The organism is Pseudohoeflea suaedae (genome assembly GCF_004354915.1).
Classification (GTDB): domain Bacteria; phylum Pseudomonadota; class Alphaproteobacteria; order Rhizobiales; family Rhizobiaceae; genus Pseudohoeflea; species Pseudohoeflea suaedae.
This window is the reverse complement of the sequence record NZ_SMSI01000002.1, coordinates 281444-297415: the sequence shown is the minus strand read 5'-3', so window position 1 is coordinate 297415 and position 15972 is coordinate 281444. Positions and strand designations below refer to the sequence as shown.

At 62.8% G+C, this 15972-nt stretch carries 16 protein-coding genes; 10 read left to right on the top strand and 6 right to left on the bottom strand.

Features of this window, described 5'->3' with window-relative positions; translation table 11 throughout:
- Positions 1-48 precede the first annotated feature (48 nt).
- From ccoP to ccoN, 4 genes are read right to left on the bottom strand one after another with little or no spacing between them, the layout of a single operon-like run.
- Positions 49-912, bottom strand: a complete 864-nt coding sequence (gene ccoP, locus E2A64_RS11480) for a cytochrome-c oxidase, cbb3-type subunit III (protein ID WP_133284625.1) — start codon at positions 910-912, stop codon at positions 49-51.
- A gap of 3 nt (positions 913-915) precedes the next feature.
- Positions 916-1071: a cbb3-type cytochrome c oxidase subunit 3 gene (locus tag E2A64_RS11475; RefSeq protein WP_133284624.1), complete on the bottom strand. Its 156-nt coding sequence runs from the start codon at positions 1069-1071 to the stop codon at positions 916-918.
- A gap of 10 nt (positions 1072-1081) precedes the next feature.
- Positions 1082-1813 carry a cytochrome-c oxidase, cbb3-type subunit II gene (gene ccoO / locus E2A64_RS11470; RefSeq protein WP_133284623.1) on the bottom strand — a complete coding sequence of 244 codons (732 nt, stop codon included), beginning with the start codon at positions 1811-1813 and terminating at the stop codon, positions 1082-1084.
- A gap of 13 nt (positions 1814-1826) precedes the next feature.
- Entirely contained in the window at positions 1827-3434 is a 1608-nt protein-coding gene (ccoN, locus tag E2A64_RS11465) for a cytochrome-c oxidase, cbb3-type subunit I (RefSeq protein WP_133284622.1), read from the bottom strand.
- Between the two features lie 246 nt (positions 3435-3680).
- On the opposite strand from ccoN, the gene E2A64_RS11460 reads away from it, so the two are divergent.
- The 10 genes from E2A64_RS11460 (at position 3681) to E2A64_RS11415 (ending at position 13941) form a co-directional block, all read left to right on the top strand.
- Complete coding sequence (locus E2A64_RS11460) at positions 3681-4106, top strand: hemerythrin domain-containing protein (RefSeq protein ID WP_244598260.1); 426 nt, start codon at positions 3681-3683, stop codon at positions 4104-4106.
- 270 nt (positions 4107-4376) lie between these two features.
- Positions 4377-5906 (top strand): replicative DNA helicase, encoded by a 1530-nt coding sequence (locus E2A64_RS11455; protein WP_133284621.1) that lies wholly within the window; start codon positions 4377-4379, stop codon positions 5904-5906.
- 179 nt (positions 5907-6085) lie between these two features.
- A complete protein-coding gene (locus E2A64_RS11450; protein ID WP_133284620.1) occupies positions 6086-6883 on the top strand; it encodes a transporter substrate-binding domain-containing protein in 798 nt (265 codons plus the stop codon).
- Positions 6884-6947: 64 nt separating this feature from the next.
- Positions 6948-7625: an amino acid ABC transporter permease gene (locus E2A64_RS11445; RefSeq protein WP_133284619.1), complete on the top strand. Its 678-nt coding sequence runs from the start codon at positions 6948-6950 to the stop codon at positions 7623-7625.
- The gene (locus E2A64_RS11440) at positions 7625-8287 is read left to right on the top strand and encodes an amino acid ABC transporter permease (protein ID WP_133284618.1); all 663 of its coding nucleotides are present in this window, start codon (positions 7625-7627) and stop codon (positions 8285-8287) included. Before E2A64_RS11445 ends, E2A64_RS11440 begins: the two co-directional genes overlap by 1 nt.
- A gap of 52 nt (positions 8288-8339) precedes the next feature.
- Positions 8340-9473 carry an alanine racemase gene (alr, locus tag E2A64_RS11435; protein WP_133284617.1) on the top strand — a complete coding sequence of 378 codons (1134 nt, stop codon included), beginning with the start codon at positions 8340-8342 and terminating at the stop codon, positions 9471-9473.
- A gap of 107 nt (positions 9474-9580) precedes the next feature.
- The gene (radA, locus tag E2A64_RS11430; RefSeq protein WP_133284616.1) at positions 9581-10993 is read left to right on the top strand and encodes a DNA repair protein RadA; all 1413 of its coding nucleotides are present in this window, start codon (positions 9581-9583) and stop codon (positions 10991-10993) included.
- 64 nt (positions 10994-11057) lie between these two features.
- Positions 11058-11648 carry a CvpA family protein gene (locus E2A64_RS11425; protein WP_133284615.1) on the top strand — a complete coding sequence of 197 codons (591 nt, stop codon included), beginning with the start codon at positions 11058-11060 and terminating at the stop codon, positions 11646-11648.
- Between the two features lie 80 nt (positions 11649-11728).
- Positions 11729-13195: an amidophosphoribosyltransferase gene (gene purF, locus E2A64_RS11420; RefSeq protein WP_133284614.1), complete on the top strand. Its 1467-nt coding sequence runs from the start codon at positions 11729-11731 to the stop codon at positions 13193-13195.
- A gap of 5 nt (positions 13196-13200) precedes the next feature.
- The gene (locus E2A64_RS11415; protein ID WP_133284613.1) at positions 13201-13941 is read left to right on the top strand and encodes an SDR family NAD(P)-dependent oxidoreductase; all 741 of its coding nucleotides are present in this window, start codon (positions 13201-13203) and stop codon (positions 13939-13941) included.
- Positions 13942-14043: 102 nt separating this feature from the next.
- Here E2A64_RS11415 and pssA read toward each other — a convergent pair whose 3' ends face one another.
- The gene (gene pssA, locus E2A64_RS11410; protein ID WP_133284612.1) at positions 14044-14907 is read right to left on the bottom strand and encodes a CDP-diacylglycerol--serine O-phosphatidyltransferase; all 864 of its coding nucleotides are present in this window, start codon (positions 14905-14907) and stop codon (positions 14044-14046) included.
- A gap of 12 nt (positions 14908-14919) precedes the next feature.
- The gene (locus tag E2A64_RS11405) at positions 14920-15618 is read right to left on the bottom strand and encodes a phosphatidylserine decarboxylase (RefSeq protein ID WP_133284611.1); all 699 of its coding nucleotides are present in this window, start codon (positions 15616-15618) and stop codon (positions 14920-14922) included.
- Positions 15619-15972 lie beyond the last annotated feature (354 nt).

Sequence of the window (15972 nt, the reverse complement as noted above, 5' to 3'; positions counted from 1 at the left end):
CGGTTTCCCGCCACGGCCTTCATTCGAGTTGAGGCGTCCTGGTCGTTCTTATTGACCGCCACCCAGCGAGTGGACGAAGACGGCAAGCTGCTTGACCGTGGCATCCCCGAGGCGGGAACCCCAGGCCGGCATCACGCCGTGCTTCGGGTTGCGGGCCTGAGAGGCAATGCCGGCTTCCGTGCCGTTATAGAGCCAGATGGCGTCGGCGAGGTTCGGCGCGCCGAACTCCTTGTCGCCCTGCGCATTATCGCCGTGGCAGGCCACGCAGTTCTCTTCGAAGACAACCTTGCCCGGCTCGACGAGAGCCTCGTCCGAGGGCGTGCCGGAAAGGCTGGCGACGTAGGCCGCGACCTCCCTGATCTGCCCAGGCTCGAGCATGTCGCCGAAGGCGGGCATCTCGGAGAACCGCGCATCGTCGTCCTGACCGTTACGGATGCCATGGGTGATGGTGGTGTAGATCTCGTCGATCGAACCGCCCCAGAGCCAGTCATCGTCGTTCAGGTTGGGATAGCCCTCGAAACCCTGCGCGCCGGAACCGTGGCACTGCACGCAGTTGACCTTGAAAGCAGCCGAGCCGCCGGCAATCGCGAACTGCAGGAGTTCGGGATTGGCTTCGATCTCGCTGATCGGGGTCTGGGCGATCTGCTCGACGAGCACACCCTGGGCAGCCTTTGCCGCCGAGAGCTCCTGGGCGACATCGCCACGGCTGGAATAGCCGAGCATACCCTTGGTGTTGCCGGAGACCAGCGGGATAGCCGGATAGAGCACGACATAGCCGATCGCCCAGACGATGGTGGCGTAGAAGGTCCAGAGCCACCACCTGGGAAGCGGATTGTTGAGCTCGCGAATACCGTCCCAGACATGGCCCGTGGTTTCGACGCCCGAGACTTCATCAACGTGTTTGTCGGACATGTCTCAGTCCTCCTCTCTGAAGGGAATGCTGGCCGCGTCCTCGGCATTCTTGCGATTGCCGGGACGGAAGACGAAGAGAACGGCTCCGACGAAGAAGAGGACCATGAGCAGCAGTCCCCAGCTGTCGGCGAACTGCCGCATGGCTGTGTAGGTTTCCATTGCTCCCTCCTTACCGGTAACCGGATGCGTCGTCGTAGGTCGAGAAATCGACCAGTGTGCCGAGCATCTGCAGATAGGCGATCAGGGCGTCCATCTCGCTCAGTTGCGCCGGATTGCCGTCGAAGTCGCCGAGCACGGCCTTCGGGTAGCGTGCCTCGACGCCGGAGGTATCGGCATCGGGGTCGGCCTGGGCGCGAAGATCGAGCTCCGCGTTCTCGATCATCTCCTCGGTATAGGGCACGCCCACCATCACGCTGGCCTTGAGGTTGGCCTGAACATCCGCCACCTTGAGCGGCGTTTCCTTCAGGAAGGAATAGCTCGGCATGATCGATTCAGGCACCACCGAGCGCGGCTCGTTCAGGTGATCGACGTGCCACTCGTTCGAGTAGCGGCCGCCCACGCGCGCCAGATCCGGTCCGGTACGCTTGGATCCCCACTGGAACGGATGGTCGTACATCGATTCCGCGGCGAGGCTGTAATGGCCGTAGCGCTCGACCTCGTCCCGGAACGGGCGGATCATCTGGCTGTGGCAATTGTAGCAGCCCTCGCGGATGTAGATGTCGCGACCCGCCAGTTCGAGCGGCGAGTACGGACGCACGCCCTCGACCTTCTCGATGGTGTTCTCGAGATAGAAGAGCGGAGCGATTTCGACGATGCCGCCGATCGTGACGACGGCGAGCGCCCCCACCATCAGCAACGTCACATTGCGTTCGAGGATTTCGTGTTTATCCAGAAAAGCCATCTCTCCGGCCTCCTTATTCAGCGGCTACGAGTGCGGGTTCGGCGCCGGGGATCGGTGCCTCTTCGCGTTCGCGTCCGATGATTGTCATGTAGATGTTGAAGGCCATGATGATGCCGCCCGTCAGGTACATCAGGCCGCCGATGGCGCGCAGGATGTAATAGGGCTTCATCGCGGCGACCGATTCAGCGAACGAGTAGACCAGGAAGCCCTGATCGTTGTACTCGCGCCACATCAGGCCCTGCTGGATACCGGCGACCCACATGACGGCGGCGTAGAGAACGATGCCGAGGGTGGCGAGCCAGAAGTGCCAGTTGACCATGCGCAGCGAATAGAGCCGGTTGCGACCCCACAGCTTCGGAGCGAGATAGTACATCGCGCCGAACGATATCATGCCGACCCAGCCGAGCGCACCGGAATGCACGTGACCGATGGTCCAGTCCGTGTAGTGGCTGAGAGAGTTGACCGACTTGATGGACATCATCGGACCTTCGAAGGTCGACATGCCGTAGAAGGCAACCGCGATGACCATCATGCGGATGATCGGATCGGTGCGGATCTTGTCCCAGGCGCCCGAGAGCGTCATCAGGCCGTTGATCATGCCGCCCCAGGAAGGCATCCACAGCATGATGGAGAAGACCATGCCGAGCGTCTGCGCCCAATCCGGCAGCGCGGTGTAATGCAGGTGGTGCGGACCGGCCCAGATATAGAGGAAGATCAGCGCCCAGAAGTGGATGATCGACAGGCGGTAGGAATAGACCGGACGGCCGGCCTGCTTGGGGATGAAGTAATACATCATGCCCAGGAAGCCCGCGGTCAGGAAGAAGCCCACGGCGTTGTGACCGTACCACCACTGCGTCAGCGCGTCCTGCACCCCGGCGAAGGCCGAATAGCTCTTCACGCCGAGGAACGATACGGGGATCGCCAGGTTGTTGACGACGTGCAGCATCGCGATGGTGATGATGAAGGACAGGTAGAACCAGTTGGCCACATAGATGTGGCTTTCCTTGCGGGTCAGCAGCGTCCCCATGAAGACCACGAGATAGGCCACCCAGACGATGGTCAGCCAGAGGTCGACATACCATTCGGGCTCGGCATATTCGCGTCCCTGGGTGATACCCAGAAGATAGCCGGTCGCGGCCATCACGATGAACAGCTGGTAGCCCCAGAACACGAACCAGGCGAGATTGCCGCCGAAGAGGCGGGCCCGCGTGGTGCGCTGGACGACATAGAACGACGTCGCAAGAAGCGCGTTGCCGCCGAAAGCGAAGATCACCGCCGACGTGTGAAGCGGACGTGTCCGGCCGAAGTTCAGATACGGCTCGATATTGAGATCGGGAAAGGCGAGCTGCGCCGCGACGAAGACACCGGCGGCAAAGCCGATGACTCCCCAGAACACGGTCGCAATCACCCCGTAGCGGATAACACCGTCCAGATAGCCCGACGTGTCGACGGGCTCAGGATTGAATGTGACATTGCGCAGCAGGATGACGGTCGCGATGAGCAGGACGACGCAGACGATGCCCATATGGGCAGCAAACAGCGAATCCTGTGCAAAGGCCGCCCCGAGCAACGCCAGGAAGGCGGCAAGGCCGACGGCGATAGTTTCGAAAGCGTATTTCATTTTTGGAATCCCCCGAGGGTCTCAGAACAGTTCCGGCCAGATGCGGGCCCCCACCCGATGGAAAGCGCATCTGATCCGGGCCGATAATCAGATCGCAAAGCGCGGTCATGTTTGCCTTGATCCAGGTCAAGGCTGTTTCCTCCGGACCACAGCATTCTCCTCGCCATGAGCTGACCTGAATTCGGCAATGGAGACGGTAGGGTGCACATCGATCCGAATAGCGGCCTGTCCGCGGGCGAAATGTCCGTGACAGACCTGGTTGCAACGTTCTTCAAGGCGAAAACGGACCAGCTGGCCCTGTGTGATCAGTTGGAGGAGATAGCCGATTCGTTACCCGATCGTGTGAACAGGCAAAAGTGCCTTTATGCCGCAGCCGCCCTCGCCCCGATGATCCGCAAGGTGCACCAGTTCGAGGAAGAGATCCTGTTTCCCAGGCTGGCCGTGCTGATGAGCGGCGAACCGACAAGCGCAAGGACGCTCGAGCGCCTGCGATTCGAGCATTGCGAGGACGAGTGCTTCGCCGAAGAACTGACCGAGGCGCTTTTCGATCTCGGTCGCGGTCGCGTGGACCTCAATGTCGAAGCCACCGGCTACATGCTGCGTGGATTTTTCGAAGCTGTACGACGCCATATCGCCGCCGAGCAGGAAATCGTTCAGCGCTGCAGCCATTGACCACCCGCTCATTCCGGGCCATTCACTCCCGAGCCGAATTCACTTAAACTCCCCGCCTGCGGATTGCGCGCCGAATCGGCGTCAAGCCGCCGGGAGAAAATTGTGGATTTTCTTCGCCCGTCCGTGGGCCCGGCTGTGGGTATCGTGGATCACGGTAAGATCTGCGATTTTACCCAACCTTCGCGCACCGCAGTCGTACTATGCCGTGCCAGCATCCGAACCCGTCCGATGTTCGGCCCGTCCGCACGATATTCAGGAAGCAAGTCATCCATGTCCGACCCAGCCCGCAAGCTTGAAAGCCTCCCCGGCACTCAGGAAAAAGCGCAGCATTTCCGTGAAGCCCCGGCCAATATCGAGGCCGAGCAGGCCCTTCTCGGTGCGATTCTGGTCAATAATGACGCGTTCTACCGCGTCTCGGACTTTCTCAAGCCCGGCCACTTCATGGAATCGGTGCACCGGAAGATCTTCGAGGTCGCCGGCGACATCATCCGCATGGGCAAGACCGCCAACCCCGTCACGATCAAGACCTTCCTGCCGGCCGACGGCAAGATCGGCGACCTGACCATGTCGCAATATCTCGCCCGCCTCGCCGCCGAGGCCGTGACCATCATCAACACCGAGGATTACGGTCGCGCGATCTACGACCTGGCGCTGCGCCGTTCGCTGATCGGCATCGGCGAGGACATGGTCAACATCGCCTATGACGCTCCGCTCGACATGCCGCCGCAGACCCAGATCGAGGATGCCGAACGCCGGCTCTTCGAACTGGCCGAAACCGGCCGCTATGACGGCGGCTTCCAGAGCTTCAACGATGCCGTGTCGCTTGCCGTCGACATGGCGGGCGCCGCCTACCAGCGTGACGGCAGCCTGTCGGGCATTTCCACCGGCATTCATTCGCTCGACGCCCGCATGGGCGGCCTGCAGCCCTCCGACTTGATCATCCTCGCCGGACGTCCAGGCATGGGCAAGACGTCGCTGGTGACCAACATCGCCTTCAACGTCGCCGCCGCCTACGAACCCGAAGTCCAAGCGGACGGTTCGACGAAGGCCAAGAACGGCGGTGTCGTCGGTTTCTACTCTCTCGAAATGTCGTCCGAACAGCTCGCAACCCGTATCATCTCCGAGCAGACCGAGATCGGTTCGTCGAAGATCCGCCGCGGCGAGATTTCGGAGGCCGATTTCGAAAAGCTCGTCGCCTGCTCGCAGATGATGCAGAAGATCCCGCTCTTCATCGACCAGACGGGTGGTATTTCCATCGCACAGCTCTCCGCGCGTGCCCGTCGCCTCAAGCGCCAGCGCGGCCTCGACCTCCTGATCATCGACTACGTCCAGCTGATGACCGGCTCGAAGAAGTCGAGCGACAACCGTGTGCAGGAAATCACCGAGATCACCACCGGCCTCAAGGCGCTCGGCAAGGAACTCGCCGTGCCGATCATCGCGCTGTCCCAGCTTTCCCGTCAGGTGGAAAGCCGTGAGGACAAGCGCCCGCAGCTCTCCGACCTTCGTGAATCGGGCTCCATCGAGCAGGACGCCGACGTTGTGCTCTTCGTGTATCGTGACGAGTATTACGTGAAGAACGCCGAGCCGCGCCGGACACCCGAAGAGGTTGCCGCCGACATCAAGACGCCGGAATATCTCGCCTGGGAAGAAAAGATGAGCAAGGCGCGCGGCACTGCCGACGTGATCATCGCCAAGCAGCGTCACGGTCCGACCGGAACGGTGCCGCTGGCCTTCGCCGCCGAGTTCACCCGCTTCTCGGACCTCGCGGATTCGTCCTACACCCAGTTCGTCCACGAATAGGCGCGGGACCGCTCCCGCTACATTCATCAGGAAGACGGCGGCCTACGGATTAGGCATTCGGCCTCGCTGGCGGCATAAATTGCAGTGCCGCCAGTACCGGTCCCCTGCATATATGCGCCCCGCGTGCCTTGGCATGGGTTTTGCAGAGCCTTTCGCGATTGTGAAAGGAGCATTTCCCCATGAAACGCAGATCTCTCTTCAGCCTGGCCCTCGCCCTGGCCGCAGGCCTCTCATTCTCCCTGTCCGCCGCGCCCGGGGCGCGTGCCGACGGCCTCGAAACCGTCATGTCCAGCGGGACGCTGCGCGTGGCTGTCCCCCAGGACTTTCCGCCCTTCGGCTCGGTCGGCTCCGACATGGCGCCGCAGGGTTACGACATCGACATGGCGAAACTCATTGCCGAAAAGCTGGGCGTGAAAGTCGATATCGTGCCGGTGACCAGCGCCAACCGCATCCCCTATCTGCAGACCAACAAGGTCGATCTCGTCATCTCGTCGCTCGGCAAGAATCCCGAGCGGGACGCGGTGATCGATTTCTCCGACCCCTATGCGCCCTTCTACAACGGCGTCTTCGCCCCCGCGGATCTCGAGATCTCGGCAGTCGAGGATCTCTCCGGCAAGACGGTCGGCGTCACCCGCGGCTCGATCGAGGATCTGGAACTGACCAAGATCGCGCCCGAGGATGCCACCCTGAAACGCTACGAGGACAATAACGGCACCATCTCCGCCTTCCTCTCCGGCCAGGTCGATGCGGTCGCCACCGGCAACGTGGTTGCAGCCGCCATCATCGAGAAGAACCCGCCCAAGCGCCCCGAGCCCAAATTCCTGATCAAGAACTCGCCCTGCTATGTCGGCATGAACGAGAACGAGCCGGAACTCATGGCCAAGGTCAACGAGATCATCGCCGAAGCGAAGTCGGACGGCTCGCTCAACGCGATTTCCGAAAAATGGCTCGGCATTCCGCTGCCGGCAGAGCTCTGATCCGGTTTTTCAGGAAGGCCGCCCCGGGGGTCGGCCTTCCCTCTTTCGATTCGGACATGCGCGCGTGACCTACGTTTTCGATCTCGGCTGGCTTGCCCAGTATTATCCGGTGTTTCTCAAGGGCGTCGCGATCACCATCGAGCTGACGCTCGTGGGTGGCGTGATCGGCATCGGCTTCGGCATCTTCTGTGCCTGGGTGCGCGCGCTGGGTCCGACCTGGATGCGTCCACCGGTCGCCGTCTATGTGGAACTCATCCGCAACACGCCCTTCATGGTGCAGCTCTTCTTCATCTTCTTCGGGCTGCCCGCACTCGGATTTCGGATGGGGGAGCTGCAGGCCGCCAATCTGGCCATGATCATCAATCTCGGCGCCTATAGCTGCGAGATCGTCCGCGCCGGCATAGAAGCCACGCCGAAAGGCCAGTTCGAGGCGGGCGCCGCACTTGCGTTGAAGCCGCTGCAGGTCTTTCGCCTCATCGTCATTCGCCCGGCCCTCCAGCGCATCTGGCCGGCGCTTTCATCGCAACTCGTCATCGTCATGCTCGGCTCGGCGGTCGTCTCCCAGATCGCGGCGGAAGACGTCACCTTCGCCGCCAACTTCATCCAGTCGCGGACGTTCCGCGCCTTCGAGGCCTATTTCGTATCGACCGCGATCTATCTCGCCTTGTCCATATGTCTGCGCAAGGGACTCGATTACCTGGGCTTTTTCCTGTTCCCGTCCGCCCGCACGGAGAGCCGCTGATGACCGATTTCTCCACCTGGGACATCCTGCGCAACCTGCTGCTCGCGGCCCGCTGGACTGTCGTACTCTCGTTCGTCGCCTTCATCGGCGGCGGCATCGTGGCGCTCCTGATCCTGTTCATGCGGATTTCGCGCAACCGCTTCGCAAGGGCCTTCGCCCGCTATTACGTCGAGCTGTTTCAGGGCACCCCGCTTCTGATGCAGCTCTTCCTCGCCTTCTTCGGAATCGGGCTGCTCGGGATAGATGTCCCAGCCTGGCTCGCGGCCGGCGTCGCCCTGACCTTGTGGACCGCGGCCTTCCTCGCGGAAATCTGGCGCGGCTGCGTCGAATCGATCCCCAGGGGCCAATGGGAAGGCGCAGGATCACTGGCCCTCGACTATGTGCAGCAGATGCGGCTCGTCATCCTGCCACAGGCGATGCGGGTGGCGGTTCCACCGACCGCCGGGTTCTCGGTCCAGGTGGTCAAGGGAACGGCACTCACCTCGATCATCGGTTTCGTGGAACTCACGAAGGCCGGCACGATCGTGACCAACGCCACCTTCCAGCCTTTCACCGTCTACGGCCTCGTCGCCCTTCTCTATTTCGCCATCTGCTTTCCGCTGTCGAAATACTCGAAATATCTCGAGCGCAAGATGGCGGCGGCATACACCCATGGCCGTTGAAACCAACCCGAAGTGCGTTGCCCGTCACTGCCTCGCCTAGTATGCAGGGCACATGACGAGCATCACTTCCCAGACCGGCGGTCTCGCCGATCCCGCAGCGACCACGGCCCGCCTGACGATCGACCTTTCAGCGATCGTCGAGAACTGGCGGACGATGCGCGCGCTGTCGGGCGAGGCAAGCTGCGGCGCAGCCGTAAAGGGCAATGCATACGGCACCGGCATGGCGGAAGCCGCAGTAGCGCTCGCAAAGGCCGGTTGCCGGCAGTTTTTCGTCGCGGACGCCAATGAGGGCGCAGCGCTGAGGAAGCTTCTCCCGGACGCCGAAATCTTCATCCTGTCGGGCGCCTTCGACGCCGCCATGCCGCTGCTTGTCGAAAACAGGCTCACGCCTGTCCTCAACTCGCTCGACCAGATCGCAGCCTGGACATCAGCGGGCAATGACCGTCCCGCAGCGCTGCACATCGACACCGGCATGAATCGCCTTGGCATCACACCGGCTGAAGCCGTTGAAATCGCTGAGAATCGAGCCGTCGAGCCAACGCTCGTCATGAGCCACTTTGCCTGCGCCGACAGCCCCGACCACCCGCTGAACGCCATCCAGATCGAGCGATTTGCCGAGGTTCGGGGCCACTTCCCGGAAGCGCGCGCCAGCCTGGCCAATTCCGCCGGCATCCACATGGGCGACGCGGCCGGTTTCGATCTCACCCGCCCGGGCATCGCGCTGTACGGTGGCGAGTGCCGGAACGACCTGCCGAACCCGATGCGCCCCGTCGCCAAAGCCGAGGCGCGCATCCTGACCAACCGCGTTGCGAAGGCCGGCGAGACCGTCAGCTACGGCGCGACAGTCACCCTCGGGCGCGACACCCGCATCGCCATATGCGGCATCGGCTATGCCGACGGTTTTCACCGCTCGTCCTCGGGTTCGGGAGTGCCCCTGCGCCGGGAAGTTCAGCAAGCCGGCATGGGTGCAATCGAGGGCCGCACCGTCCCCCTCCTCGGCCGCGTGACGATGGATCTCCTCATGTTTGACGTCACCGACCTTCCCGAAACGCTCGGCGTATCCGGTCAATGGATCGAACTCTTCGGCGAAACCATCCCGCTCGATGATGCCGCCCGCGCTGCCGGCACGATCGGCTATGAGCTGCTTACCAGCCTCGGCCGCCGCTATGCGCGCCGCTATATCTAGCCGAGCCGCATCGGTCCGCGAACCTTGTCGCCTGCCCCGCACTTGACCCGACCGGCCAAGTCTGGCATCGGAACATAATAAGAACAAGCCAACCGAGAGCGATTGCCGTGGCCAAATCCCGCACCCAATTCGTCTGCCAGAACTGCGGCACCGTGCACACCCGCTGGGCGGGACGCTGCGACGGCTGCGGCGCCTGGAACACGATCGTCGAGGATGACCCTGACGGCGGCATCGGCGGCCAGCCGAATGCGGCATCGGCGCGCAAGGGCCGTGCGGTCGCGCTCGCCACGCTCTCCGGCGAAGCCGAGGAAGCCCCGCGGGTGGGGACAGGCATTTCCGAACTCGACCGCGTGACCGGCGGCGGCTTCGTGCGCGGTTCGGCCGTTCTCGTCGGAGGCGATCCCGGCATCGGCAAATCGACGCTTCTGATGCAGGCAGCGGCCACGCTGGCCCGCCAGGGCAACCGGGTCATCTACGTCTCCGGCGAGGAAGCCACCGCCCAGGTACGGCTCCGCGCCCAGCGTCTCGGCGCCGCCGACACCGACGTCCTTCTTGCCGCAGAAACCAATGTCGAGGATATCCTCGCCACGTTGACCGACGGAAAACGTCCCGATTTCGTCATCGTCGATTCGATCCAGACGCTCTGGAGCGATACCGCAGGCTCCGCGCCGGGGACGGTTACCCAGGTGCGTACCGGTGTCCACGCGATGATCCGTTTTGCCAAACAGACAGGCGCCGCCATGGTGCTTGTCGGCCACGTCACCAAGGACGGCCAGATCGCCGGCCCGCGTGTTGTCGAACACATGGTTGATGCGGTTCTCTATTTCGAAGGCGACCGCGGCCATCACTACCGCATTCTCAGAACCGTGAAGAACCGTTTCGGCCCCACCGACGAGATCGGCGTGTTCGAGATGTCCGACAAGGGCCTGCGCGAGGTTGCCAACCCCTCGGAACTCTTCCTCGGCGAGCGCAACGAGAAGGCACCGGGCGCTGCCGTCTTCGCCGGAATCGAGGGAACCCGTCCGGTTCTTGTGGAAATCCAGGCGCTCGTCGCCCCCTCGAGCCTCGGCACGCCGCGCCGCGCCGTCGTCGGATGGGATTCCTCCCGTCTTTCCATGATACTTGCCGTGCTCGAGGCCCATTGCGGGGTGCGGCTGGGCAACCACGATGTCTACCTCAACGTGGCGGGTGGATACCGCATTGCGGAACCCGCAGCCGACATGGCTGTGGCCGCGGCCCTTGTTTCCTCGCTTGCCGGTCTTGCTCTCCCCGCCGATTGCGTCTATTTCGGCGAAGTGAGCCTGTCCGGAGCAGTCCGGCCGGTCGCACAGACTGCATTGCGCCTTAAAGAGGCCGAAAAGCTGGGGTTTCACGGGGCGGTGCTGCCGTCCGGGTCCGCCGAAGTGCCCGCCGGCAAGGCTGGCGGCCTGACGATGGTTGAATCCCTGCCTGATCTCGTCGCCCGCATCGCGGGATCGAAGGGTGATCGGCTCTCCGCTGGCGCGGGGGAAGACAATTGAAGTATCGGCCCGACTTTCCGTGCGCGAGGCACGGGACGGCCGATCCGGAACGGAAATCTGATCCATGCCCATCACGCTTCTCGACGGCATCGTTCTCGCTGTAACGCTGTTTTCGGCCGTCCTGGCCATGGTCCGCGGTTTCTCCCGGGAAGTGCTCGCAGTGGCATCCTGGATTGCCGCCGCAGCCGCCGCCTATTTCTTCTATCCGGTGCTCGTGCCCTTCGCGCAGGAATATACCGGCTCCGACAAGATCGCGATGATCGGCTCTGCCGCCGTGATCTTCCTGATCACGCTGATCGTCGTGTCCTATATTACGATGCGGATCGCGGACTTCATCATCGACAGTCGCGTGGGTGCGCTCGACCGCACGCTCGGCTTTGTCTTCGGCGCGGCGCGCGGCATCCTTCTCGTCGTCGTCGCCATGCTGTTCTTCAACTGGCTGGTGGCGGCACCGCAGCAGCCCGACTGGGTCGCCAACGCCAAGTCCAAGCCCATGCTCGATACGCTTGGCGCGCGCCTCGTGGCGATGCTGCCTGAAGATGCGGACGCCGAGATCCTCAACCGCCTCAAGGGTTTGAGCGGTGAAGAAGAAGCCCCTTCCGTGGATGAGACCACGGATCCGGCAAGCGACCAGGCCACCGGCACTGCCGATTAAGGCCCGACAACCTGTTCCAGATACCGTTCCCGTCGGAACGGGAACCGGCATGTAGCCGGCGTTATGAAAGGTCCGATGTCATGGATGACTCCCTCCTGTCCGGCCCCGAGAACGAAGCCGATTCCTTTCGCGATGAATGCGGCGTCTTCGGCATCCTCGGTCGCGACGACGCTGCTCCCGTCGTCACCCTCGGCCTTCACGCGCTGCAGCACCGCGGTCAGGAAGCAGCCGGTATCGTCTCCTTCGACGGCACCCAGTTCTCTGTCGAACGCCACATCGGCCTGATCGGCGATACATTCACCAAGCGCTCGGTGCTCGATCGCCTTCCCGGCGACCGCGCCATCGGCCACACCCGCTATTCCACCACGGGCGGCGAAGGCCTGCGCAACGTCCAGCCATTGTTCGCCGAATTCGCCGGCGGCGGTTTTGCCATCGCCCATAACGGCAACATCACCAACGCGCTGACCAAGCAGCGCGAGCTCCAGAAACGCGGCGCGATCTTCTCGTCCACCTCAGACACCGAGACGATCCTCCACCTGATCGCCTTCTCCGAGAAGACCCGCATCGTGGAGCGCTTCATCGATGCGATCGGCCAGCTCGAAGGTGCCTACTCGCTCGTCGGCCTTTCGCAGAAGAAGATGATCGGCGCGCGCGATCCGCTGGGCATCCGTCCGCTCTGCCTCGGCGATCTCGACGGCGCCTATATCCTCGCCTCCGAAACCTGTGCGCTGGACATCATCGGCGCCCGCTTCGTGCGCGACATCAAGCCCGGCGAAGTGGTCGTCATTACCGAGAACGGTATCGAGAGCCATTTCCCGTTCGAAAAGCCCTCCCCGCGCTTCTGCATCTTCGAATACGTCTATTTCGCGCGTCCCGATTCCAATATCGAGAGCCGCAACGTCTACGAAGTGCGCAAGAACATCGGCATGGAGCTGGCGCGCGAGAACCCGGTCGATGCAGATCTCGTCGTACCGGTCCCCGATTCAGGCACCCCGGCGGCCATCGGCTTCGCCGAGGGCTCCGGCATCCCGTTCGAACTCGGCATCATCCGCAATCACTATGTGGGCCGTACCTTCATCCAGCCGACGGCCTCGATCCGCCACATGGGCGTCAAGCTCAAGCACAATGCCAACAGGCACATGATCGAAGGCAAGCGCGTGGTCCTCGTCGATGATTCCATCGTTCGCGGCACCACCTCGCAGAAGATCGTGCAGATGATGCGCGAGGCGGGTGCCAAGGAAGTACACATGCGCATCGCCTCGCCGCCCACCATGTCGCCCTGCTTCTACGGCGTCGATACGCCCGAGAAATCCAAGCTTCTCGCCTCGCGCATGAGCATCCAGGAAATGGCCGATTTCATCCGCGTCGACAGCCTGGGCTTCCTGACGATCGACGGCCTCTATCGCGCCGTGCGCGAGCCCGGCCGCAACAATGAAGCGCCGCAGTTCTGCGATGCCTGCTTTACCGGCGACTATCCGACGGTCCTCACCGACCAGGGCGGCAAGGACAATGTCCGCTCGCTCTCGCTGCTTGCAAACAACGGATAGGATATATGGGATCTCTTGAAGGACGGCTTGCGCTGGTTACCGGCGCGTCCCGCGGCATCGGATATGCGACGGCGCGTGCGCTTGCCCGCGAAGGCGCCCACGTGATCGCGGTGGCCCGCACCATCGGCGGGCTCGAGGAACTCGACGACGCCATCAAGAAGGAAACCGGTCAGTCCGCCACGCTGGTTCCCATGGATCTGACCGACATGCCGGCCATCGACCGCCTCGGCGGCGCGATCAATGACCGCTGGGGCAAGCTCGACATTCTCGTCGCCAATGCCGGCGCGCTCGGCACGATTTCGCCGGTGGCCCATGTCGAGGCGAAGGTCTTCGATGAAGTCATCGACATCAACATCAAGTCGACCTGGCGGCTGATCCGGTCGGTGGAGCCGCTTCTGCTGAAGTCTGATGCCGGCCGTGCCCTGGTGCTGTCCTCGAGCGTGGCGCACACCGCGCGCGCCTTCTGGGGCCCGTATGCGGCTTCCAAGGCCGCACTTGAGGTTCTGGTACGGGTCTGGGCGGAAGAGCAGGAAAAGACTGCGCTCAAGGTCAACTCCGTCGATCCCGGCGGCACACGCACCGCGATGCGCGCCCGCGCCTTCCCCGGCGAGGACCCGGCTACCCTGCCCAAGCCCGCGGACGTGGCGGAAAAGCTCATCAGGCTGTGCTCGCCCGAACTCGATGTCACTGGCAAGCTCTTCAAGGTCCGCGAGGACCGTTTCGTCGATTACCGGCTGCCGGAGTAGCCGACATTCCCTTCGGGCGTGAACTGAACGGCTGAAACAGAAATGGGCCGGATCCCGACAGGGATCCGGCCCATTGGCATTCCTGGACGGGCGGAACGCGGATCAGTCGCGCCGCTCGTCGCTTTCGTCGGCTGCCGGAGCGGACGGCGCCGCCATGCCGCCCCGCTTCGATTTGGGGCCGTAATTCTTCGACCAGTGCCAGCTGCCGAACGGCAGGCTGATCAGGAAGCCGAGAGCGGTGGCCGTCAGGGTTTGCCAGGTGAAGCTCATCAACAGCGACACATAGACCACGACAGCGAGCGTTACCGGCATGACGAGATCGCGCCGAACCCTGTCGCCGATTCCCTTGCCCGAAAAGACCGGAAAGCGGCTGATCAGCAGAAAACCGATGAATACGGTATAGGCCGACCAGAACAGCGCCGAAGGCTGGCCCGGCGTCAGCCCCAGAAAGCCCAGATAGACCGGCAGGAAGACGATCAAGGCGCCGGCGGGGGCAGGAACGCCCACGAAGAACAGCGCCTGCCATCGCGCCTTGGACGGACTTTCCGTCGACACGTTGAAACGCGCAAGCCGGAGGGCTGCCGCGATCGCATAGACAAGGCTCGCAATCCAGCCGAGCGAACCGGCCTGATCGAGCATGTAGAGATAGAGCACCAGCGCCGGCGCAACGCCGAAATTGATGATGTCGGCAAGCGAATCCATCTGCACGCCGAAGCGCGATTGCGCTTTCAGCAGCCGCGCCACGCGTCCGTCGATCCCGTCCAGAAAGGCTGCGATCAACACCATCGTGACGGCAAGTTCGAACTTGTTCTCGATGGCGAGGCGAATGCCGGTCATCCCCGCGCAGATGGCGAGAACCGTGATGAAATTCGGCACCAGAAGCCGCACCGGGATTTGCCGGAGCTTCGGCCCACGGCCGCCATCATCCTGGCCGTTGGGTTCGAAGGGGGGAAAAACCGTGCTCATGACAGGCTACCGTCAGTCGCGCCGGCTGATGGCCGGGCCCTTCTGGGAACCGAATTCGGCGATCACCGTCTCGCCGGCAATAGCTGTCTGCCCCAGCGTGACGGTCGGGCGGATATCGGCGGGAAGATAGACGTCGAGCCGCGAGCCGAAACGGATGAGGCCGAAGCGTTCGCCCGCAGCCAGTTGCTCGAGCGGTTTGGACCAGCACAGGATGCGACGGGCGACGAGGCCCGCGATCTGCACCACGCCGATTTCGCCGTGACTTGTCTCGATCACCATGCCGTTGCGCTCGTTCTCGGCGCTCGCCTTGTCGAGATCGGCATTCACGAACTCGCCTTCGCGATAGGCGATGCGCACGATACGGCCGGCCATCGGCGCACGGTTCACATGGCAGTTGAAGACATTCATGAAGATCGAAATGCGCAGCATCTCGTCCGAGCCCAGCTCGAGTTCGGGCGGCGGCACCAGTTTGGCAACAGCCGAGACGCGACCGTCGGCCGGCGAGATCACAAGGTCCGGGTCAAGCGGCGTGTGACGCTCGGGATCGCGGAAGAAATAGGCACACCACGCCGTCAGGATCAGCCCGATCCAGAACAGCGGGTCCCACACAAGCCCCAGGAGCACGGTCGCGACCGCGAAGATCGCGATGAACTTGTAACCCTCGGGATGGATGGGAACGAGGGTCTTCTTGATTGTGTCAGCGAGACTCATGCCGGCTCCGGATCATTGCGTGTCTTCCCGCTATGTAACGTTTGGACCCGTTCGATGGAAGGCAGTGAGTCAAGAAAGATGCAAGAAACCGGATAAGCCGAACGGTCGATCTTACACACCCTCCAGCGGCCGAATAGTTCCGAATGCGAGCCCAGCCGGACGAATTCGACACTGTTCACGTCCGCGGTGTGAAGCAAGAGAAAATAACCGCCGATCTGGGCCTCTCGCGCGCCTTGCCATTCCGCACCGGAATTCAGATCGCCGCCACCTCGCGGATGTCTTCATCGACGCGGACATGGATCATCTTCGTTCTTGCAGCCATCACGTGTCATCCTTACTCGCTCATCCAGCGAA

Coding starts and splice junctions, on each gene's coding strand:
- ccoP (WP_133284625.1), bottom strand. CDS start 912: ATGTCCGACAAACACGTTGATGAAGTCTCGGGCGTCGAAACCACGGGC.
- E2A64_RS11475 (WP_133284624.1), bottom strand. CDS start 1,071: ATGGAAACCTACACAGCCATGCGGCAGTTCGCCGACAGCTGGGGACTG.
- ccoO (WP_133284623.1), bottom strand. CDS start 1,813: ATGGCTTTTCTGGATAAACACGAAATCCTCGAACGCAATGTGACGTTG.
- ccoN (WP_133284622.1), bottom strand. CDS start 3,434: ATGAAATACGCTTTCGAAACTATCGCCGTCGGCCTTGCCGCCTTCCTG.
- E2A64_RS11455 (WP_133284621.1), top strand. CDS start 4,377: ATGTCCGACCCAGCCCGCAAGCTTGAAAGCCTCCCCGGCACTCAGGAA.
- E2A64_RS11450 (WP_133284620.1), top strand. CDS start 6,086: ATGAAACGCAGATCTCTCTTCAGCCTGGCCCTCGCCCTGGCCGCAGGC.
- E2A64_RS11440 (WP_133284618.1), top strand. CDS start 7,625: ATGACCGATTTCTCCACCTGGGACATCCTGCGCAACCTGCTGCTCGCG.
- alr (WP_133284617.1), top strand. CDS start 8,340: ATGACGAGCATCACTTCCCAGACCGGCGGTCTCGCCGATCCCGCAGCG.
- E2A64_RS11425 (WP_133284615.1), top strand. CDS start 11,058: ATGCCCATCACGCTTCTCGACGGCATCGTTCTCGCTGTAACGCTGTTT.
- purF (WP_133284614.1), top strand. CDS start 11,729: ATGGATGACTCCCTCCTGTCCGGCCCCGAGAACGAAGCCGATTCCTTT.
- E2A64_RS11415 (WP_133284613.1), top strand. CDS start 13,201: ATGGGATCTCTTGAAGGACGGCTTGCGCTGGTTACCGGCGCGTCCCGC.
- pssA (WP_133284612.1), bottom strand. CDS start 14,907: ATGAGCACGGTTTTTCCCCCCTTCGAACCCAACGGCCAGGATGATGGC.
- E2A64_RS11405 (WP_133284611.1), bottom strand. CDS start 15,618: ATGAGTCTCGCTGACACAATCAAGAAGACCCTCGTTCCCATCCATCCC.